This window comes from Mannheimia sp. E30BD (genome assembly GCF_041807785.1).
Taxonomy (GTDB): Bacteria; Pseudomonadota; Gammaproteobacteria; order Enterobacterales; family Pasteurellaceae; genus Mannheimia.
The window spans coordinates 9,911-30,338 of the sequence record NZ_JBGTYX010000022.1 but is presented as its reverse complement, the minus strand read 5'-3'; the positions used below and the strand labels follow the sequence as shown (position 1 = coordinate 30,338).

Sequence of the window (20,428 nt, the reverse complement as noted above, 5' to 3'; positions counted from 1 at the left end):
TAACTCTTCGTCATCTACCATGTCGCATTTGTTTAAGAATACGATGATGTATGGAACACCTACTTGGCGACCTAATAAGATGTGCTCACGAGTTTGTGGCATTGGACCATCTGTTGCTGCTACGACTAAGATAGCACCGTCCATTTGTGCCGCACCGGTAATCATGTTTTTAACATAGTCCGCGTGTCCTGGGCAGTCAACGTGTGCGTAGTGACGAGTTGCTGTATCGTACTCAACGTGTGAAGTATTGATGGTGATACCACGCGCTTTCTCTTCCGGTGCGTTGTCGATTTGGTCGAATGCACGAGCTGCACCACCAAAGTGGTTTGATAATACAGTTGTGATTGCTGCTGTTAAAGTTGTTTTACCATGGTCAACGTGGCCGATTGTACCCACGTTAACGTGCGGTTTTGTACGTTCAAATTTTTCTTTAGACACTTTAATATCTTCCTAAAAAATGAGCCATAGCCCTATTGCTCTGGCTCAGGTTAAACAAATTATTTTCTACGAGCTTCAATAATAGCGTCAGCAACATTTTTCGGAGCTTCAGCATATTTTAAAGGTTCCATTGAGTATGATGCACGACCTTGAGTTTGTGAACGTAAGTCTGTTGCATAACCAAACATCTCTGAAAGTGGAACTTCAGCATTGATCTTAACAACAAACTCGTTCGCTTCTTGGCCGTTTACCATTGCGCGACGACGGCTTAAGTCACCGATTACATCACCAACGTAGTCTGGTGGAGTTTCAACTTCCACTTTCATAATTGGCTCAAGTAATACTGGGTTTGCTTTTGCGAACGCCGCTTTAAATGCTAATGATGCAGCAAGTTTAAATGCAAGCTCAGATGAGTCAACATCGTGGTATGAACCGAAGTGTAAACGAACACCTAGATCTACTACTGGGTAACCTGCTAATGGACCAGATTTAAGTTGCTCTTGGATACCTTTATCAACCGCAGGAATGTATTCACCAGGAATTACACCACCTTTGATTTCGTTCACGAATTCGTAACCAGGACCTTCCGCATCTAATGGGTATAAGTCGATCACAACGTGACCATATTGACCACGACCACCAGATTGTTTTGCGTGTTTACCTTCCACATCATTCACACGAGTGCGGATAGTTTCACGGTAAGATACTTGAGGTTTACCAATATTCGCTTCCACTTTGAATTCACGTTTCATACGGTCCACGATGATATCTAAGTGTAACTCACCCATACCAGAGATGATAGTTTCACCAGATTCTTCATCAGTGTGAACACGGAATGACGGGTCTTCTTGTGCTAAACGACCTAATGCTAAGCCCATTTTCTCTTGGTCAGCTTTAGTTTTTGGTTCTACCGCTACAGAAATTACCGGCTCTGGGAACTCCATACGCTCAAGAATGATTGGCGCATCGATTGCACATAATGTATCACCTGTACCAACATCTTTTAAGCCGATTGCAGCTGCGATATCACCCGCACGAACTTCTTTGATTTCTTCACGTTTGTTAGCGTGCATCTGAACGATACGACCAAAACGCTCACGTTTTTGTTTTACAGAGTTGTAAACTGTATCACCAGAGTTAATTACACCTGAATAAACACGGAAGAACGTTAAGTTACCTACAAATGGGTCAGTTGCAATTTTGAATGCTAATGAGGAGAACGGCTCATCATCGCTTGCGTGACGCTCACCTTCAGTTTCATCTTCATTAATACCTTTAATTGCTGGGATATCAGTTGGTGCTGGTAAGTAATCAATTACTGCATCAAGCATTGCTTGAACACCTTTATTTTTGAATGCAGAACCACAGCAAACTGGAATCACCTCACCTGCTAATACACGTTGACGTAATGCAGATTTGATCTCTTCTTCAGTTAACTCTTCACCAGAGAAGAATTTTTCCATTAATTCTTCAGATGCTTCAGCTGCTGCTTCAACTAGGTTGTTACGCCATTCTTCGCAATCTGCAACCATCTCTGCTGGAATATCTTCGTAAGTGAAAGTCATACCTTGGTCAGCTTCATTCCAGTTGATTGCTTTCATTTTGATTAAGTCAACCACTCCTTTGAAGTTGTCTTCTGAGCCGATTGGTAATTGAAGAGGAACAGAGTTACCACCTAAACGAGTTTTGATTTGCTCAACAACACGTAGGAAGTTTGCACCCGTACGGTCCATTTTATTTACGAATGCAATACGTGGTACTTCATATTTATTAGCTTGACGCCATACAGTTTCAGATTGAGGTTGTACACCACCTACAGCACAGTAAACCATTACCGCACCATCAAGAACACGCATTGAACGTTCTACTTCGATAGTAAAGTCAACGTGTCCCGGAGTATCGATAACATTGATACGGTGTTGTGGATATTGTTGTGACATACCTGACCAGAATGCAGTTGTTGCAGCAGATGTGATTGTGATACCACGCTCTTGTTCCTGTTCCATCCAGTCCATTGTTGCTGCACCATCATGAACTTCACCGATCTTATGGCTTACACCTGTATAGAAAAGGATACGTTCAGAGGTCGTTGTTTTACCCGCGTCGATGTGCGCACTGATACCGATATTACGATATCTTTCAATAGGGGTTTGACGAGCCATTTAATTATTACCTTTTTGGTTTAAATTGAAATTCTTAATAAGGGTAAGGCTTCACCACACAAGATGAAGCCTTGAAAAAGCTTACTTAAACGATTACCAACGGAAGTGAGCAAACGCTTTGTTAGCTTCAGCCATACGGTGAACGTCTTCACGTTTCTTCACTGCTGAACCTTTATTGTCTGCTGCATCTGATAATTCGTTAGCTAAACGTAATGCCATTGATTTGTCACCACGTTTACGAGCTGCTTCTACGATCCAACGCATAGCTAAAGCGTTACGACGAGTTGGACGAACTTCTACTGGTACTTGGTAAGTAGAACCACCAACACGGCGAGATTTAACCTCAACAGTTGGACGTACGTTTTCTAATGCGATTTCGAATGCTTCTAACGCTTCTTTACCAGAACGTTGTGCTAAAGCTTCTAATGCACCGTAAACGATTTTTTCTGCAGTAGATTTTTTACCATCTACCATTAACACGTTAATAAATTTTGCAAGTAATTCTGAACCGAACTTCGGATCTGGAAGAATTTTGCGTGGTTCAATACTACGACGACGTGGCATTGGAAATTTCTCCGTATATTAAATCTTCAGGATATCCAAAACTCATCTAATCTGCCTAACGGCATCTTGACTGGAGTTTATGGTTTAAATATTAAAATTTAGACGTTTGGCCTTACTCAACGGAGATCCATTAAGCTTTAGGACGTTTAACGCCGTATTTAGAACGACCTTGTTTACGATCTTTAACGCCTGCACAGTCAAGTGCACCACGTACTGTGTGGTAACGAACACCTGGCAAGTCTTTAACACGACCACCACGAATTAATACAACACTGTGTTCTTGAAGGTTATGACCTTCACCACCGATGTATGAAGTTACTTCAAAGCCATTTGTTAAACGAATACGACATACTTTACGTAATGCTGAGTTCGGTTTTTTAGGTGTAGTAGTGTATACACGAGTACACACGCCACGTTTCTGCGGGCAAGCCTCTAATGCAGGAACGTTACTTTTTACAACCTTTTTCACACGCGGTTTGCGTACTAGCTGGTTGATAGTTGCCATTAAAAAAGCTCCAGTTAAAATTATTAAAAATAAAATTAAAATATCCTTTCACACGAAAGGACAGCAAATTTTAAATTAATTGAGGACAAAAGTCAAGTACAACCAAAAAGCAAAAGTGATTATGTGTTAATCAATGGCAGCAATTTTTCTAGCACCTGTGAAGATGTAATATTTTCCATTTTATCCGCTTTTAGATAAGTCTGATTTTGCCCATAAGCTCCGATTAACTTAGGATCGGTTGCTCCATATAAAATCACATTGGGTTTATCTAAAGCTGCTGCCAAGTGGCTCAAGCCTGTATCAACAGAAACCACCGCTTTAGCACCTGCAATTTGCGTTGCTAATTCTGTCAATCCCATTTTAGGGAGAACCACTACATTGCTCGCTACTATTGCTAAACGCTCTGCTCGCTCTTTTTCAGTTTGGTTTCCCCAAGCCAATCTCACTTCAATATTTTGCTTAGCGAGTTCTTGTATAACCTCTACCCAATATGCCTCTTTCCAATGCTTATCTGCTCGAGTTGTTGCGTGAATAAGCATAACGTAAGCGGTTATTTTTTCAGATTTTTTTGCAAAATGTTGAGCAATAGAGTAATTACCTTTCGTTTTAGGAAAAGTATAACCTAATGATTTTGCACATAATTTTCTAATACGCTCTACAGCGTGCTGTTGGTAAGGAATATCAAATTTTTCATCATAAAATAGACTACTTAGCCCTTCACGAGCTGAGTTTTTATCATAACCAAACTTTTTACCATTGGCTTGGCGAGTAACTAGCACAGCACTTTTGATAAGCCCTTGAGCATCAATAACAGCGTCATATTGCTCACTTTTTAGCTCCTGCAGGAAATTTTGCCACTCCACCCAAGTAGCACGCTTGCATAAATTTTTTCGCCAACGGCGAATAGCGACGGGAATCACTTTATTCACAGCAGAATGCCAAGTTGGAATTTCAGCAAAATTTTCTTCAACAACCCAATCTACACTCAAATTGGAAATCGCATTTTGCATATCGGTTAAGGCTGGCAAGGTATGTAACACATCACCCATTGACGAGGTTTTTACGATTAGAACTTTCATAGTTGTAAGATCATAAGCGGTCGTCTTTTGCAAGTTTTTTACCAAAAACGACCACTTGTGGTGAATTATGCTAATAATGCTTGGAGTTTTTCCATTACCATTTGTGGCTCGATATCAATCAAACTTTGATGATAACCTTCCGCCCCATCACCTTTGCGGATTTTAATTAATCCACCTTCAATTAAGCGGATAATCACCGCATTTTCAGATAACGGCGGCGTATATTGTGGGCTAGTTGGGCCGTATAGAGCAACCAATGGCTTATTAAGTGCTGCGGCAATGTGCATTAAACCTGAGTCATTGCTTACCACCGCCTTACAATCTGCGATTAAATCTACCGCTTGGTTTAAATCCGTCTGCCCTGCTAAATTCAAGCAATAGCGTTGTAGATTTTCAGGTAAAGATAAGCGAATTTGCTCGCCTGCTTCTTCATCTTTTTTCGAGCCAAATAATCGAACTGAGTAACCTTGCTCAATTAACATTTTTGCTAATGTTAAATAGTGATAATGAGGCCAACGTTTGGCAGGGCCAAATTCCGCTCCCGGACAAAATCCAATGGCAGGGCGATTTTCTGCATAACTTAGCTGTTTCTCGAATTTCGCTTTGGTTTGTTCGATTTCTTGGCTATCTGTTTGAAGATAAGGGTAAGCAATCGGTAACTGTTCTGCTTGAGGAATAGCCCCTTGCTCAAAAGCTAATGCAACATAACGTTGCACCATCATTGGGTAATCATTTTTATTTGAGCGAAGATCGTTTAAGAAGAAATATCTGCTTTCGCCTTTCCAGCCACGACGTTTAGCAATTTTCGCAAAAAGCGGAATAAACGCAGATTTTAATGAATTCGGTAACACGATTGCCATATCATATTGATTTCGCAATGATTTTCCGAGTTGATAACGCTCACACAAACGGAACGAGCCGTGTCCAATCGGCATTGAAATGGCTTTTCGCACCTCTGGCATTCTAGCTAAAAGCGGACGGCACCAATCAGGTGCCATCACATCAATCTGGCAATTCGGATACTGAACTTTAAGCTGTTGATAAAGCGAGTGAGACATCATCATATCACCAACCCAAGAAGGCCCGATAACTAAAATATTCATTTGCAAAATTCTCTTAAAAACCAACCGCTTTTTATTGTTTTACACAGTTTTCAGCAAGGTTTTTTTTCGTATTATCATACAAAAAAGCTTTACCATTGCGCATTTCGTGCCAAGTCCAGCGGATATTGGTATATTTTTTACCATTTTTGGTTACTGAAGGAGAAAGTTGATGAGCTGAACCTTGAAAATTAACTATAATTGTTTCTTTTTTCGCATCATTCTTAGCAACTTTTTGACGTTCAACTTCGACTTTTTTATTATTTTTACAGAGATATAAATTAACCTCTGTCGCTTTCTCAACTTGCTTAATGACCGTTTTAGCAGGTTCTGTTGTTTTTTGTGCTTTTTCAAGTTGCTCAACTGGTGGAATAACCTCTGTTGCACAAGCTACTAGCACTATTGCTGATGCTGATAAGACTATAAATTTATAGGATTTATAAAATAAGTTCATATACATCTCCTAAAAAAAACAAAGAGCAACGCTTGTAGCGTTGCCCTTCCTTTCATTATTATTTAAAAGTATAGCTACCGTTTGCTTGGCGGGTAAATGTACCACCTGAGCCAATGCTCATTTCAACTACACGGTTATTTTTATCTAAACGAACAGTTACTCGTTCGCCCACTTTTAAATTGCTCACAACGTTATTTACTTTATTCATTGCATTAACGTCAGAGATATTTAAATTGTTATCACGGAATACCTGCATTAATGATACCCCTTTTGGTACAGTCATCGTTTTAGTCGATACCGCTGCCGAAGCAGTATTTGTTTTAGCTACTTCAGCTTTAGCTGGTGCTTTTTCTGCTGGTTTAGCTACTACTTTTTTTGCAGGTTCTTTTTGTGGCTGTGGTGCCACTTTAGGCTGTTGTTTTGGTGCAGTTTCAGGTTGGAATACCACGCTGCCTTCTGTTTTTGGCTTAATTACCGGTTGTGCAACCACAGGCTTATTCTCAACTGGGGTTTGTGCTACCTGTGACTGATTAGTTTGCACTTGGGTAGAAACAGGTTGTTCAGTTTGACTTGGTGCTACCGATGTTATTGCTTGTACCGGCTGCTGAGTCTCTTGAGCTTGCTGAGTTGCTTGAGCCTGCTCCTGAGCTTTAGCTGCAGCTTCTTGTTCTGCACGAGCTTGTTCTTCCGCTCGTTTTGCTTCCGCTTCATCTACAGGGCGGAATTCAATTGGTAGGCTACCCCCTTGTTGCGATTGTAACTCTTCCACTGTTTCAGGTGTACTTGGTTTTAATAAGAAAAATAGCACTAATAATGCTAAGCCTAATAGCGCAACTAATAATAAACGACGAGTTTTAGGTGGCATTTTAGCTTTAATATCTTTTGTTTTTGTAGCAGCAACCGTGGCTCCAGCGGCAGTTGTTGCTGCATTTGGAATAATACGCTCAGTTGTAAAACCTTCTTGAGCAGGTTTTATAACTTTTGGCTCTACTCTCTCTGCATTCTCTGAGCTAGGTGTAAATTGAAATCCTTTTGCTGAGTTAGCTGTAGATACATCTGCTGTTTTATCTTCTACTGTCGCATCAGGTCTTTTCATAATTGGCGTAAATGTGTGTCCAGGTGCTTTTGTAGAATGTAAAGAAACATAAGGTTTATCGTTATGTTGTGATTCTACCTCGGTTGTCTCTACCTTTTCATTTTCTTGACTGTTGTTTTCTTGGCTAGGAGTTGTTAAAGGTTCGCCAAAAACAGGCTCTTTACGAAAGTTATTTTGTGTCATATTTTTCCAAAAAATAATAGGGGGTTAATTCATATAAAAATAACCGCTATTCTAAATCAATTCACTATTTATTTGAATTTATTTGAATAACTTTACACAAATAGCGGTCATTTTTCATAAATTTTTTGCAAATCATCATAATCTCGCTTAATTTCAGACCAAATGCAAGGCAATAAGTTTAGCTTTTTTCTATTTTTTCGATCTGTGTCGAAAATTTTAATTTTGCTGCTTGAGATAAATACCCTTCGCTTTTAAGCTCATCGCAAATTTACTCAACCAGAAGGAAAATATTATGAAAAAGATGAAAACGCTCGCATTAGGTCTATTAATCGGCTTGAATACCTTAGCTTTTGCTCAAACCCCACCACAAGTTGAGCAAAATAACACGGTTCAAACTGAGCAAAAGATAGAACCAATGAACACCAATGTGGTCAATATCAACACAGCAAGTACTGCTGAATTACAAGATAAATTAGTCGGTATTGGCGAAAAAAAAGCTCAAGCTATTGTAGATTACCGCACAAAAAACGGGAATTTTAAAAGCATTGAGCAACTTGCCGAAGTTTCTGGCATTGGGCAAGCAACGGTAGAAAAAAATCGAGCTAATATTGTTTTAGAGTAGTAAAAATATTGTTGAAGTGGATAAACTACAAAGCCCCTATCTGTTTTTCTTTGTAGCCACTTCAACATCTTGTTAATTTTTTTCGCTCTTTGTATTGCATTTGCTATATTTGCCCCCATTTAAAAACGGACTTCAGTTTTTAATCAAAAAAGGAAAACGCAATGCAATTAAAATCATACCCGACTCCAACTTATTTACAGCGTGTAAAAATCGCTCTACACTACTTATTGCCACAATTAGCAATTACTAGAGTGGCAGGTTGGTTAGCGGAACAAAAATGGGGAGCTGTTACTCATTTTATTATTAAATTATTTGCCAAGCAGTACAAAGTCAATTTATCTGAAGCAGTAAAAACCGAGCCTTCAGATTACGCCACTTTCAATGAGTTTTTTATTCGTGAATTAAAAGAAGGTGCTCGCCCAATTAATAATGATTTAAATACTGTTTGCCTGCCAGCAGACGGCAAAGTAAGCGAATCAGGCGAAATTTCTGATAACCGCTTATTACAAGCAAAAGGTCATCATTTTACGTTAGAGACCTTATTGGTCAATGATGAAGAAATGGTGGCAAAATTTAAAGATGGTACCTTTATTACCACTTATTTATCGCCAACAGATTACCACCGTGTGCATATGCCGTGTGATGCTACATTACGCAAAATGATTTATGTACCGGGCGAATTATATTCGGTTAATCCATTTTTAGCAGAACACGTTCCAAACTTATTTGCCCGCAACGAACGTGTGATTTGTGAATTTGATACTGCATTCGGGCCGATGGTACAAATTTTAGTGGGTGCAACGGTTACGGCAAGTATGAGTACGGTTTGGGCAGGTGTTATCAATCCACCACGAGCTGATGAAGTTGTCGTTTGGAACTACGAAACCGAAGGCGAAAAAGCAATTAAATTACAAAAAGGCGAAGAAATGGGAGCTTTCCGTTTAGGCTCAACTGTAATCAACCTTTTCCCGAAAGGTAAAGTTCACCTCAACCCAGCACTTATTGCAGGTACAAAAACCCGAATGGGTGAAGAATTAGGCAAAGTAATTACTCACTAACCTAATCAAATTCCTTGCTACATTAAATTAAAGGGCAGATCTGATCTGCCCTTTATTTATTACCAGTCAATAATTTTATTCACAATGTCTTGCTGCTCTGTACTGGTTTTACGCAAATAGATCCTTGTGGTTTCTATACTCTCGTGTCCCATTAAATCTGCAAGGAATGCGATATCATTAAAGCGTTCTAAGAAACTTTTTGCAAAGCGATGGCGAAATGAGTGAGGGTAAACAATTTTAGGATCTAATTTATAGCGTCTAGCAAATACTTTTAATTGGCTAGCAATGCCACGAGTGGTAATTCTATCGCCATATTTGTTAAGGAAAATAAATCCATTCTGTTTATTCGTTAATCTTAGCCATTCTAAACATTCCTGTTGTAATGCAGTTGGGATATAAATTCGTCTTAATTTGCCCCCTTTAGAGTAGAGATCTAAGTAGCCAATTTTGATATGTTCGCACTTGATTTGGATAAGCTCACTTACCCTTGCACCTGTGGCAGCCATAAATCTAATCACAAAATACCAATAAAACTCCCTATCTTCTTTCAAACACTGTTTAAAGTAGGCGTAATCCGCCTCACTAATTACATTTTCTAAAAATGGTTTTTGTTGAACTTTAATAAAAGATAATTTCCACTTCTCTTTTTTAAGAAACTCCAGATAGTAATTTATTGCTCTCAGCCTTAAATTAACCGTCTGCGGTTTATAGTTTTCAATTAAGAACACTTTATACCGCTGTAAATTAATTTTGGACAACTCAGAAAACTTTTTGTGATACTGCTTTATAGCAAAAATATAAGCTGTTTGAGTATTCTCAGCAAGATTAGATTGATAGAGGTGTTTTTCAAATAAAATAAACATATTGATTTCCTTATTGTTGGTTGAAAATCAATATAATAATTATAGATCTACGGGTTACTATATTTTACCTTAATCATATTGATACCATATTAATAATGGCTATAACCCAATCATCTAAACCATTCCAATAAATAAGACCTATTGTTTCACTAAGTATTTCATTTCTGATATTGTGCATCAAATTTATCGACAAATAAGGATAGATAATGAAACTACAACAAATTATCCAAGAAAATCATTTAGGATTACTATTTCAACAAGGAAATTTTGGGTTAGAAAAAGAGAGTCAACGTATTGATAAAGAAGGTAATATTGTTACAACCCCACACCCAGCCGTATTTGGAAATCGCGCTTATCACCCTTATATCCAGACTGATTTTGCCGAAAGTCAGCTAGAACTAATTACTCCTGCGAATGCGAAATTGGAAGACAGTTTCCGCTGGTTATCCGCAATACACGAGGTGGTTTTACGCTCTTTACCAGAAGATGAATACCTCTTCCCACTCAGTATGCCCGCGGGTTTACCGCCTGAAGAGTTAATCTTAGAAGCACAATTTGATAACCCTGAAGATGTAAACTACCGCAAATACCTCTCGGCTAACTATGGTAAATACAAACAAATGGTAAGCGGCATACATTATAACTTCCAGCTTTCGCCTGAGTTTGTTGAAAAAGCATTTGCTTTGCAAACTGAATACCCTAATTTGAAAACATTCCAAAATGTACTTTATATGAAGTTAGCGAATAACTTCCTGCGTTATCAATGGATTTTCATTTATTTATTGGCCGCCACCCCAACCGTGGAATCGCAATATTTTTATCATAAATCACCGCTTGCAGAAGGGCAATTAGTGCGTAGTTTACGCTCTAGTCCTTATGGTTATGTCAATTCAGAGCAAGTTGTGGTGAATCACGACAGTTTAGAAAGCTATGTCGAAACCCTTGAAGCACAGGTTTCAAAAGGCTTACTCATTGCAGAAAAAGAGTTCTATTCTAACGTGCGTTTGCGTGGCGGTAAAAAGGCACGAGACTTACTGGAAAAAGGCGTGCAATATGTGGAGTTCCGCCTATTCGATCTCAATCCATTTGCACCTTATGGTATTGAATTAAGTGATGCGAAATTTATCCACTATTTCTTGCTTGGTATGCTTTGGTTGGAAGAAACAAGCGGTCAAAAAGAGGTAGAAATTGGCAAACAGAAACTTTACCAAGTCGCACTTGAAGATCCCAGAACTGAAACCGCCTTCCGTACTGAAGGAGAAGCCATCTTAAATCACATTTTAGCGATGCTTGAAGCGTTAGGAACAAGCGAAGAGAATCTAGAGCTCGTGCGTGAAAAAATCGCTCAGTTTGCCGATCTCACAAAAACCATTAATGGACGCTTACTTAAAGCCATCGATCAATTCGGTAGCTATAAAGCACTAGGTGCAAAACTCGCTCAAGATTATAAAGCTCAAGCGTTTGATCGTTTTTATGCCCTGTCTGCTTTTGACAATATGGAGCTTTCTACTCAGGCGTTATTCTTTGATTTAATCCAACAAGGAATTGGGGTGGAATTGCTCGATGAAAACGATCAATTTCTCGCCCTGAAATTTGGCAATCATTTGGAATATGTAAAAAATGGTAATATGACCAGCCACGATCAATACATTTCGCCATTGATTATGGAAAATAACGTGGTAACGAAAAAAGTACTGGCAAAAGCAGGTTTCAATGTGCCAAAAAGTGTCGAATTTACCACACTTGAAGAGGCAGTCGCTCACTATCCGCTGTTTGAGGGCAAGGCTGTGGTGATCAAGCCGAAATCCACCAACTACGGATTAGGCATCACGATTTTCCAACAAGCGGTCAAAAATCGGGAAGATTTTGCAAAAGCGGTAGAAATTGCGTTCCGTGAAGACAAAGAAGTGATGGTGGAAGATTATTTGACTGGCACCGAATACCGCTTCTTTGTGTTAGGCAGTGAAACCCTTGCCGTGCTTCTGCGTGTGCCTGCTAATGTAGTCGGAGATGGCGTTCATACCATTAAAGAATTGGTTGAAATGAAAAATGACGATCCACTCAGAGGCGATGGCTCTCGCAGCCCTCTTAAAAAAATCACCTTAGGCGAAATCGAACAGTTACAACTAAAAGAGCAAGGCTTAACTGTCGATGCTGTGCCTGAGAGAGGTCAAACCGTGCAACTGCGTGCCAATTCTAATATCAGCACAGGGGGCGATTCGATTGATATGACTGACCACATGCACGAAAGCTATAAACAAATTGCTGCCAGCATTGCTCGTAATATGGGAGCGAAAGTGTGTGGCGTGGATTTAATTATTCCCGATCTCCACTCAAGCTGCCGAGCCAAATTTAAGCTCTTGGGGAGTGATTGAGGCAAACTTCAATCCAATGATGATGCATATTTTCCCCTATCAAGGAAAATCTCGCCGTCTAACCAAAGCAGTGATTAAAATGTTATTTCCAGAAATAAATCATTAAAATTTATGCTTATTCTGTTTATATTATGAGGAACCACTGATGATCAATGGCTTTTCTTTATCACTCAAATTAAATTTTCTTTCATACAATAGCACTCCAAATAAAGAATGTTAGTCTAATTTATAGACAAAAAATAGCGTAATATGCGATATAGATCACACTTCTGTAATTATTACATTGTGTGAAATAATTATCATATTAAAATCACACCCCGATTAATAACTTAAAATATCTCTATAGGAGTAATATATGAGTATTGCTATTATCGTAGCAACCCATGGTGTCGCTGCAGAGCAACTTCTCAAGACAACAGAAATGTTGATTGGCGAGCAAGAAGATGTCGCCTACATTGATTTTGTTCCTGGTGAAAATGCAGAAACTATTATGGGGAAATATCAATTATTGGTTGATGGCCCATTGTCACATTGTGATCAAGTACTGTTTCTTGTAGATATGTGGGGAGGAAGCCCTTTCAATGCAGCTAACAGATTCCAAGATGGAAAATCTGGTATGGATGTTGTTGCTGGAGTGAATATCCCTATGTTAGTCAATACCTGTATGGCCAGAGATGATGTTGAATCATTAGAAGAACTTGTTGAAGTCGCATTAGAGGCAGGCACAACAGGTATTCGTTCTTTAAACCATCAACCTGAGGTTGCTCAAGCAACTACAGCATCTCCAGAACAAGAAACATCTGTTACCCAACAACCTGAAATTGTCGATGATGGTCGCCGGATGACGATTGCTCTTGCCCGTATTGATGATCGTTTAATTCACGGTCAAGTCGCAACGGTCTGGACAAAAGAAAGCAAGGTAAATCGTATTATTGTCGTCAATGAGGAGGTTGCAAAAGACAGCATTCGCACGACAATGTTAAAAAGTGTAGCGCCACTTGGTGTTACGGCACACGTTGTTGATGTACCTAAAATGATTCGTGTCTATAACAATCCTGAATACGCCGATGATAGAGTGATGCTGCTTTTCACTAACCCTAGCGATGTGTTAGCACTGATTGAAGGAGGCATTCCTCTTAATTCAATTAATGTAGGGGGGATCTCACATAAAGAAGGAAAACAAATGATCAGCCATACTGTTGCCGTTGATCAGAAAGATATTGAGGCTTTCAAAGCGATGGACGCTAAAGGTGTCGAGTTGGAAGTACGCAAAGTATCAAGTGATAGCCGTCAATATATGATGGATTTATTGAAAAAACATAATTTAATCTAAAGGAAATCAATATGGAACTCTCAGCATTACAAATTGTGCTTTTATTCCTCGTTGCCTGTATCTCTGGTATGGGTTCAATTCTAGATGAATGGCAAACTCACCGTCCATTAATTGCTTGTACTATGATAGGTGCAGTGTTAGGTGATGTGACGACTGGTATCATCGTGGGTGGTTCATTAGAGCTGTTAGCATTAGGTTGGATGAATATCGGTGCGGCAGTTGCACCTGATGCAGCCCTTGCCTCTATCGTTTCAACTATCCTTGTTATCGTCGGTCGACAAGATATTTCAACAGGTATTGCTATTGCAATCCCGCTTGCTGCTGCAGGTCAAGTACTAACTTATATTGTGCGAGCTATCACAGTTGGCTTCCAACACGCAGCAGATAAATCAATAGAAGATGGTAACTTAAACCGTCTAGATTGGCTACATCGTGGTGCTTTACTCCTACAAGCAATGCGTATTGCTATTCCTGCGTTAATTGTTGCCTTAACGGCAGGTACAGATGCTGTACAAACAATGTTAAATGCTATTCCAGAAGTGGTAACAACAGGACTTAAAATTGCTGGTGGCTTTATTGCGGTTGTTGGTTATGCGATGGTGATTAATATGATGCGTGCAGGTCATTTAATGCCGTTCTTTTTTGCGGGTTTTGTGATTGCTGGATTTACCAATTTCAACCTTGTAGCACTCGGCGTATTAGGTACTGTAATCGCGATGGTCTATATCCATATGCATCCAAAATACAATAAAAGCCAGCAAGTCGTAGTAACTTCGGCACAAAAAAATGATTTAGACAACCGTTTAGACTAAGAGGGCATTCAATATGACAACCGAAATCAAAAAAGTAACAAAAAGCGATTTGAATGCCGTTGTACGTCGTTCAAACTTATTTCAAGGATCGTGGAACTTTGAACGTATGCAGGCTTTAGGCTTTGCTTATGCTATGGTTCCTGTTATCAAACGTTTATATCCTGATCCAAATGACCCAGGCCGTAAAGAAGCAATTAAACGCCATTCTGAATTCTTTAATACTCAGCCATTTGTCGGAGCTCCGATTTTAGGCGTAACGATTGCGATGGAAGAAGAGCGTGCAAACGGCAAAGAGATCGACAATGCCGCAATTAATGGAATTAAAGTCGGTCTGATGGGGCCCCTAGCTGGTGTAGGTGACCCAATCTTCTGGGGAACCGTTCGCCCAGTCTTCGCAGCATTAGGTGCAGGTTTAGCATTAAAAGGCGAGCTTTTAGGTCCAATTTTATTCTTTGTCTTATTCAATCTTGTCCGTTTAGCCACTCGCTATTATGGCGTTGTTTATGGTTATAAAAAAGGATTAGATGTTGTACAAGATATGAGCGGAGGCCTATTACAAAAATTAACCGAAGGTGCATCCATTTTAGGTCTGTTTATTATGGGAGCATTAGTCCAAAAATGGACTAGTATCAATGTTCCTCTTGTACTTTCTACTATTCAAAAACAAGATGGCACCACTGAAATCACCACGGTACAAAGCATTTTAGATAGTTTAATGCCAGGTTTATTACCATTACTACTTACTTTTGCTTGTATGTGGCTACTTCGTCATCGTGTTAATGCAATTTGGATTATCTTAGGATTCTTTGTCATTGGTATTTTAGGTGCTGCAACAGGTGCATTAGCTTAAAACCGATATGTAAAATCTCTCTCAAAAATGACCGCTTGAACGTTCAAGCGGTTTTTTATAGCTTCTCTACTTATCTTTTACCTAGAATTATGACAAATACTATTCTTTTTCTCTTTATCTTACTTAGCTTACTTTTTGCTGTTTACGACCAAATCCTAATGGATAGACTTAAAGGACCAACAAAACTCACTATCATACTTAAAAAACAAAAAACCATTGATACTTGGCTATTAATAGGCTTAATCATATTATCGATTGGCTATGGCGTTCAAAACCAAATTTCAGCATTTACACTCTATCTGCTTAGCACTTGTGTTATTTTAGCCGTCTATTTAGCATTTTTTCGTTCACCACGCCTTTTATTAAAGCAAGAGGGTTTCTTCTTTGCGAATATTTACTTTAATTACGCTAAAATTTATCAAATAAATATTGCAGAGATAAACACAAATGAAAAAGTACTAGTAATTGATTTACACGGAGGAAGAAGGCTACTTGCCCAGCCTGAAAACGAAGAAGATCTTCAATCTGTCGTTAATTTTTTCGAGAAATAAAAAACAAAATATAACGGCTTTATCAATAAAAAGATCAAGCGGTTATTTTTCCCAACAATTTTGCAAATTCTTAAAGAAAAACAACCGCTTGTAAAATACTAATTAAATTATGCTTTCACGTCTGCCGCTGCTTTTACAATTACCGCAAATGCAGGTGCTTTAAGTGAAGCACCGCCGACTAATGCACCATCAATATCTGGCTGAGCAAATAATTCTGCTGCATTAGCCTCATTTACTGAGCCACCGTATTGAATAATCACTTGATCTGCAACTGCTTGTGATTTCGCCGCAATATGACCACGAATGAATGCGTGAACCGCTTGTGCTTGTGCTGGCGTTGCTGATTTACCTGTGCCGATTGCCCAAACAGGTTCGTAAGCAATTACTGCACCATTAAATGCCTCAACACCAAGAGCATTGATCACGGCATCAATTTGTTTTGCACAGACTTCTTCGGTTTTCCCTGCTTCGTTTTCGGCTTCAGTTTCACCGATACATAACACCGGCACTAGGCCTGCGTCTTGTAATACTTTGAATTTTTGTGCGATAAATTCATCGCTCTCTTTGTGGTAAGTACGACGCTCTGAATGCCCAATAATGATATATTTCGCACCAAACTCTTTTAACATTTCAGGGGAAATATCGCCTGTGAAAGCCCCTTTTACATTCACATCAACATTTTGTGAACCTAATGCAATTAAGCCTTTTTCGCTACAACCACAGCCACACCCCGCAAGTGATGCTTCTGCGTGAGCCAAATACATTACCGGTGGTGCAATTGCCACATCACAGCCTTCAACGCCGTGTAATTCTGCTTTTAAATCTGCAATTAAGGTTTTAGTAAACGCTTTATCGCCATTTAATTTCCAGTTACCCATTACTAGTGGACGACGTGCCATATTGTTTCTCCTATAAGTTAAATTAAGTATCAACTGGTGTGAACTATACCAAATTTTATTAGTTTAATCATTTTTTATGTCATTTTTCCTAAAATTTCCTCTAAAAGCATAACTTGCTTTAACTCTTATTTTACAAAGTCTATAATACCCAACTTTGACGATATAAACGAGAAAATATATTACTTATGAAAAAAGCGTTCACTCTCTCATTTTTAGCCACTACATTAGCGTCTATTCTTCCCCTTTCAACATACGCCGCTATTGTGCGTGGCGATGTAGATTATCAATACTTTCGCGATCTCGCTGAAAACAAAGGAAAATTTTTTGTTGGTGCGACTAATATTCCTGTACTGAATAACAAAGATCAGCAAATTGGCACATTCTTAAATGTAACGCCTAAAAAACTTATTGAAATTGAGCCACCTCGTTTTGATGTTAGACTCTGTTTTAGTAGCAATCCTCCACCGCAGTGCAATGGAGAAGAGCCTCCTCGCTATAAAGAAGTTATACTTGATCCAGTTGAAATTCCAATGATCGATTTCTCATCAATTAACCGTACATTGGGATTTGCCACCTTAGTAAACCCACAATATGTTATCAGTGTTAATCATAATCAAAGTTATAACTCCGTACAATTTGGCGATTCAAGTAGCAATAAGCTAGACGATCACCATTACGATTATCGGTTAGTAAAACGCAATAACTACCGGCCAGATCCTGCTAAACTCAAAGCGGATAAAGGTAAAAATGGTGAATCTCGTGAACGAAATGATAATGGTGAAAAAATCATTTATGATATATCCAATAACCCCACTAATCGCTGGGATTATCACGCACCTCGCCTAGCTAAACTCGTTACCGAAGTCGTGCCTGCAAAACAGATCGAGCCTGAAAATGGTCAGAGTCTTTATGACTATTACGAGCAGTTTGGCGACCGCACCTTATTCCCTATGTTTATTCGTGCGGGTTCAGGCAAACAAGCTATAGTTAATAACATTACAGATCGTTTAAATAAGGGACGTATTGAGGTAGGTAGCGGTACATTTTTAATTGGTGGAAGTGTACTCCCTGTAAGTAGCGATACTGATAACGGCTTAAGCAAAATTTTAGTTGCTTTATCAAATAAAACAAATGATGTATTCCAAGATCACGGCTATGGTCCATTAACAACTATTGGCTTACCTGGTGATAGTGGCTCTGCAATCTGGGGATACAACCTTAAGAAAAAAGAATGGGTGGTACTGGGCGTTTATAGTGATTATTTCTCTGAAGGGAATATTCCTGGCGGAGATGTATTTAAATCTTACTGGAACTATCATCACCCACACTACGTTCGTGCATTAGAAAAAGAAAATACTGCAGGTACCATCACAACAACTGGAGCAACACTTACTTGGAAGCCACAAGGCAATAGTAGCACCATTTCAGATGGCACGACTTCTCTTAAAGTAGATTTAGCCGATACTGCACTGCCTACATTGAAAGGACATAACGGCAATACAAACGATAATCCTTGGAACCCACAATTACACCACGGTAAAACATTCCATATCAACGGTGAAAATAACACCTTCATTTTAACTGGTGATGTTAACCAAGGAGCGGGGGCTATCCATATTCATAGTAACGCTACATTTCAAGGAGAAACCGATAATATCTCTTGGCTAGGTGCTGGCTTAGATATTGATAAAGATAAAACCGTTACCTGGAAACTTCACAATCCAAATGGAGACCGCCTATCCAAAATTGGTAAAGGTACCTTACTCGTTAACGGCAAAGGGAAAAACCCAGGTTCAATCAGTGTTGGAGATGGCACGCTCATTCTCGATCAACAAGCGGGTGAAAATGGCGAAAAATCTGCATTTTCTGAAGTGGGAATTGTAAGTGGTCGCCCAACAGTCATACTTAATAGTGCTAATCAAGTCAATCCTAACAATATCTATTTTGGTTATCGTGGCGGTAAATTAGATTTAAATGGACATAGCATTATTATGCACCGTATTCAAAATTCAGATGACGGTGCAGTTATTGTGAATAATAATGCTCAAAAAGCAGCAAAGTTACACTTAACAGGCATCGCTAGCCCAACGGCTGAACAGGTAAAAGTCACGGCAATTTCACGCCCAGATCAAATATCGCCAAATATGGCAACAACCGATATTTTTGCCTTCCAGCGTTTACCAAATCAACCGACCAATTATATTCGTTTGAAAAAACCATTAACGGTGAAACAAATCACAGAAATTTTTAATGCCCACAAACTTTTTGTTGACATTGACATCCGTACAGGGTTAATCAGGGATAACGAATTCTTTGAAACATTAGGTACAAATGAAGATTTAGCTAAAAATAAAGTACTTGCTGAAAAAGTAAAATCAGCTGAAGGCTCCGTTCTCCCATATAGTGGTTACTTTGGCGAACGTGATGCCAATAACAAGGGTATATTAGATGTCATTGTTAATACTGAAGTTGCAAATGGAAAATTACTCATCACAGGTGGCACAAATCTTAACGGTAATTTAATTGCTGAAGGTACAAGCGAGATCATTTTATCTGGTCGCCCAACACCACACGCTTACGATCACCTAAAGAAGCAAGAAGTCATTGTGGAAGGAGATTGGCTCAATCGTAAATTTAGTGCTACAACTTTTACGGCTAAAGATAATGGAAAAATTGAAGTTTCTCGCAACGTATCAAATGTAACAGGTCAATTTAATTTAGCTAATAATGCTACTGCCCAAATAGGCTTTAGCCAAAGCAAATCACAACAATGTATTCGCTCTGATAGAACTGGTATGACCACTTGTAATGTTGCGACGCTTTCCGATGCCGATTTAAATAGCTGGGAAAGAACAATCGTCAATGGTAATGCAACATTAAATGATAATTCAACTTTCCACCTAGGCAGTAAAGCCACAATGTCTGGTTCAATTACAGCGGAAGAAACAACCCATTTACAGCTTGATAATGGAAGTGTTCTAAATCTCACAGGCATAAGCAAAACAGGCCATTTTACTGCCGATACAGGCTCAACAGTAAATCTAAGTAGTACGTTAACAATACTCACATCAACCGTATTAGATGTTTTAAATATGGCAAGTGGAACCTTAGAGCTACGCGGTACGTTAACAGCTAATACCTTATCTGGTAATGGTGTATTTAAATTCACAACCGATTTGGCTCAAACTACAAGTAACGTTGTGAAAATTATTGGCTCTGCAAGCGGTCAATTTACTGCTGAAATTTCCCCAATAAAGGAGGCAAATTCTCTAGACAAAATTAAATTATTAGAAATAAGCGGTGAAAATAACTTTTCTCTAACACTAAAAGAGCCAATGGAATCTGGTGAATATACATACGACTTAGAAAAGGTAGGAATGGCATACTATCTAAAACCAACAAAAAGGGAAGAGCCAAAAATCACACAAAAAGGCGAAAGCGTTACGGCTGAGCCTCTGCCTGAATATACAGGTTTGGTAGAAAT

17 protein-coding genes and 1 pseudogene are annotated in these 20,428 nt (G+C 39.0%); 8 read left to right on the top strand and 10 right to left on the bottom strand.

The features are described 5' to 3' along the window. The 8 genes from ACERCG_RS10385 to ACERCG_RS10350 form a co-directional block, all read right to left on the bottom strand. Positions 1–438 (bottom strand): GTP-binding protein (locus ACERCG_RS10385; protein WP_373611993.1); only part of this gene is annotated, 438 nt, incomplete at its 3' end. Positions 439–497: 59 nt separating this feature from the next. After that, entirely contained in the window at positions 498–2,600 is a 2,103-nt protein-coding gene (gene fusA, locus ACERCG_RS10380; RefSeq protein ID WP_373611992.1) for an elongation factor G, read from the bottom strand. Positions 2,601–2,693: 93 nt separating this feature from the next. Then, positions 2,694–3,164 carry a 30S ribosomal protein S7 gene (gene rpsG, locus ACERCG_RS10375; RefSeq protein WP_159629043.1) on the bottom strand — a complete coding sequence of 157 codons (471 nt, stop codon included), beginning with the start codon at positions 3,162–3,164 and terminating at the stop codon, positions 2,694–2,696. 130 nt (positions 3,165–3,294) lie between these two features. Next, the gene (rpsL, locus tag ACERCG_RS10370) at positions 3,295–3,669 is read right to left on the bottom strand and encodes a 30S ribosomal protein S12 (protein WP_005543325.1); all 375 of its coding nucleotides are present in this window, start codon (positions 3,667–3,669) and stop codon (positions 3,295–3,297) included. Positions 3,670–3,788: 119 nt separating this feature from the next. After that, positions 3,789–4,748 carry a lipopolysaccharide heptosyltransferase RfaC gene (gene rfaC / locus ACERCG_RS10365; RefSeq protein ID WP_373611991.1) on the bottom strand — a complete coding sequence of 320 codons (960 nt, stop codon included), beginning with the start codon at positions 4,746–4,748 and terminating at the stop codon, positions 3,789–3,791. 65 nt (positions 4,749–4,813) lie between these two features. Next, positions 4,814–5,851, bottom strand: coding sequence for a lipopolysaccharide heptosyltransferase II (gene waaF / locus ACERCG_RS10360; protein ID WP_373611990.1), 1,038 nt, complete (start codon positions 5,849–5,851; stop codon positions 4,814–4,816). Between the two features lie 31 nt (positions 5,852–5,882). Then, entirely contained in the window at positions 5,883–6,302 is a 420-nt protein-coding gene (locus tag ACERCG_RS10355) for an MliC family protein (protein ID WP_373611989.1), read from the bottom strand. 58 nt (positions 6,303–6,360) lie between these two features. Then, the gene (locus ACERCG_RS10350) at positions 6,361–7,581 is read right to left on the bottom strand and encodes a LysM-like peptidoglycan-binding domain-containing protein (protein ID WP_373611988.1); all 1,221 of its coding nucleotides are present in this window, start codon (positions 7,579–7,581) and stop codon (positions 6,361–6,363) included. 292 nt (positions 7,582–7,873) lie between these two features. On the opposite strand from ACERCG_RS10350, the gene ACERCG_RS10345 reads away from it, so the two are divergent. Both ACERCG_RS10345 and asd read left to right on the top strand, forming a co-directional pair. Continuing rightward, positions 7,874–8,203 (top strand): ComEA family DNA-binding protein, encoded by a 330-nt coding sequence (locus ACERCG_RS10345; RefSeq protein WP_373611987.1) that lies wholly within the window; start codon positions 7,874–7,876, stop codon positions 8,201–8,203. Positions 8,204–8,364: 161 nt separating this feature from the next. Beyond that, positions 8,365–9,261, top strand: coding sequence for an archaetidylserine decarboxylase (gene asd, locus ACERCG_RS10340; RefSeq protein ID WP_373611986.1), 897 nt, complete (start codon positions 8,365–8,367; stop codon positions 9,259–9,261). A 59-nt stretch (positions 9,262–9,320) separates the two neighbouring features. On the opposite strand, the gene ACERCG_RS10335 is transcribed toward asd, so the two are convergent. Continuing rightward, entirely contained in the window at positions 9,321–10,124 is an 804-nt protein-coding gene (locus ACERCG_RS10335) for a tyrosine-type recombinase/integrase (protein WP_373611984.1), read from the bottom strand. Positions 10,125–10,330: 206 nt separating this feature from the next. Here ACERCG_RS10335 and gshAB point away from each other — a divergent pair. The 5 genes and pseudogenes from gshAB to ACERCG_RS10310 all read left to right on the top strand — a co-directional run bounded on the left by gshAB (position 10,331) and on the right by ACERCG_RS10310 (position 16,045). Continuing rightward, positions 10,331–12,605, top strand: a pseudogene (gshAB, locus tag ACERCG_RS10330) (bifunctional glutamate--cysteine ligase GshA/glutathione synthetase GshB). A gap of 249 nt (positions 12,606–12,854) precedes the next feature. Next, the gene (manX, locus tag ACERCG_RS10325; protein WP_373611983.1) at positions 12,855–13,832 is read left to right on the top strand and encodes a PTS mannose transporter subunit IIAB; all 978 of its coding nucleotides are present in this window, start codon (positions 12,855–12,857) and stop codon (positions 13,830–13,832) included. Between the two features lie 11 nt (positions 13,833–13,843). Next, entirely contained in the window at positions 13,844–14,644 is an 801-nt protein-coding gene (locus ACERCG_RS10320) for a PTS mannose/fructose/sorbose transporter subunit IIC (RefSeq protein ID WP_159629033.1), read from the top strand. A gap of 13 nt (positions 14,645–14,657) precedes the next feature. Further along, a complete protein-coding gene (locus ACERCG_RS10315; RefSeq protein WP_159629032.1) occupies positions 14,658–15,494 on the top strand; it encodes a PTS mannose transporter subunit IID in 837 nt (278 codons plus the stop codon). Positions 15,495–15,583: 89 nt separating this feature from the next. Continuing rightward, on the top strand, positions 15,584–16,045 hold the full coding sequence (locus ACERCG_RS10310) for a DUF986 family protein (protein WP_176807600.1): 462 nt from the start codon (positions 15,584–15,586) through the stop codon (positions 16,043–16,045). 107 nt (positions 16,046–16,152) lie between these two features. On the opposite strand, the gene tpiA is transcribed toward ACERCG_RS10310, so the two are convergent. Further along, entirely contained in the window at positions 16,153–16,944 is a 792-nt protein-coding gene (tpiA, locus tag ACERCG_RS10305) for a triose-phosphate isomerase (RefSeq protein WP_373611982.1), read from the bottom strand. 185 nt (positions 16,945–17,129) lie between these two features. Between tpiA and ACERCG_RS10300 the strand changes: the two genes are divergently transcribed. Then, positions 17,130–20,428 (top strand): S6 family peptidase (locus ACERCG_RS10300; RefSeq protein WP_373611981.1); only part of this gene is annotated, 3,299 nt, incomplete at its 3' end.

Bases quoted from the DNA above. Each gene is read 5' to 3' on its own strand.
- fusA (WP_373611992.1), bottom strand. From the start codon at position 2,600: ATGGCTCGTCAAACCCCTATTGAAAGATATCGTAATATCGGTATCAGT.
- rpsG (WP_159629043.1), bottom strand. From the start codon at position 3,164: ATGCCACGTCGTCGTAGTATTGAACCACGCAAAATTCTTCCAGATCCG.
- rpsL (WP_005543325.1), bottom strand. From the start codon at position 3,669: ATGGCAACTATCAACCAGCTAGTACGCAAACCGCGTGTGAAAAAGGTT.
- rfaC (WP_373611991.1), bottom strand. From the start codon at position 4,748: ATGAAAGTTCTAATCGTAAAAACCTCGTCAATGGGTGATGTGTTACAT.
- waaF (WP_373611990.1), bottom strand. From the start codon at position 5,851: ATGAATATTTTAGTTATCGGGCCTTCTTGGGTTGGTGATATGATGATG.
- ACERCG_RS10355 (WP_373611989.1), bottom strand. From the start codon at position 6,302: ATGAACTTATTTTATAAATCCTATAAATTTATAGTCTTATCAGCATCA.
- ACERCG_RS10350 (WP_373611988.1), bottom strand. From the start codon at position 7,581: ATGACACAAAATAACTTTCGTAAAGAGCCTGTTTTTGGCGAACCTTTA.
- ACERCG_RS10345 (WP_373611987.1), top strand. From the start codon at position 7,874: ATGAAAAAGATGAAAACGCTCGCATTAGGTCTATTAATCGGCTTGAAT.
- asd (WP_373611986.1), top strand. From the start codon at position 8,365: ATGCAATTAAAATCATACCCGACTCCAACTTATTTACAGCGTGTAAAA.
- ACERCG_RS10335 (WP_373611984.1), bottom strand. From the start codon at position 10,124: ATGTTTATTTTATTTGAAAAACACCTCTATCAATCTAATCTTGCTGAG.
- manX (WP_373611983.1), top strand. From the start codon at position 12,855: ATGAGTATTGCTATTATCGTAGCAACCCATGGTGTCGCTGCAGAGCAA.
- ACERCG_RS10320 (WP_159629033.1), top strand. From the start codon at position 13,844: ATGGAACTCTCAGCATTACAAATTGTGCTTTTATTCCTCGTTGCCTGT.
- ACERCG_RS10315 (WP_159629032.1), top strand. From the start codon at position 14,658: ATGACAACCGAAATCAAAAAAGTAACAAAAAGCGATTTGAATGCCGTT.
- ACERCG_RS10310 (WP_176807600.1), top strand. From the start codon at position 15,584: ATGACAAATACTATTCTTTTTCTCTTTATCTTACTTAGCTTACTTTTT.
- tpiA (WP_373611982.1), bottom strand. From the start codon at position 16,944: ATGGCACGTCGTCCACTAGTAATGGGTAACTGGAAATTAAATGGCGAT.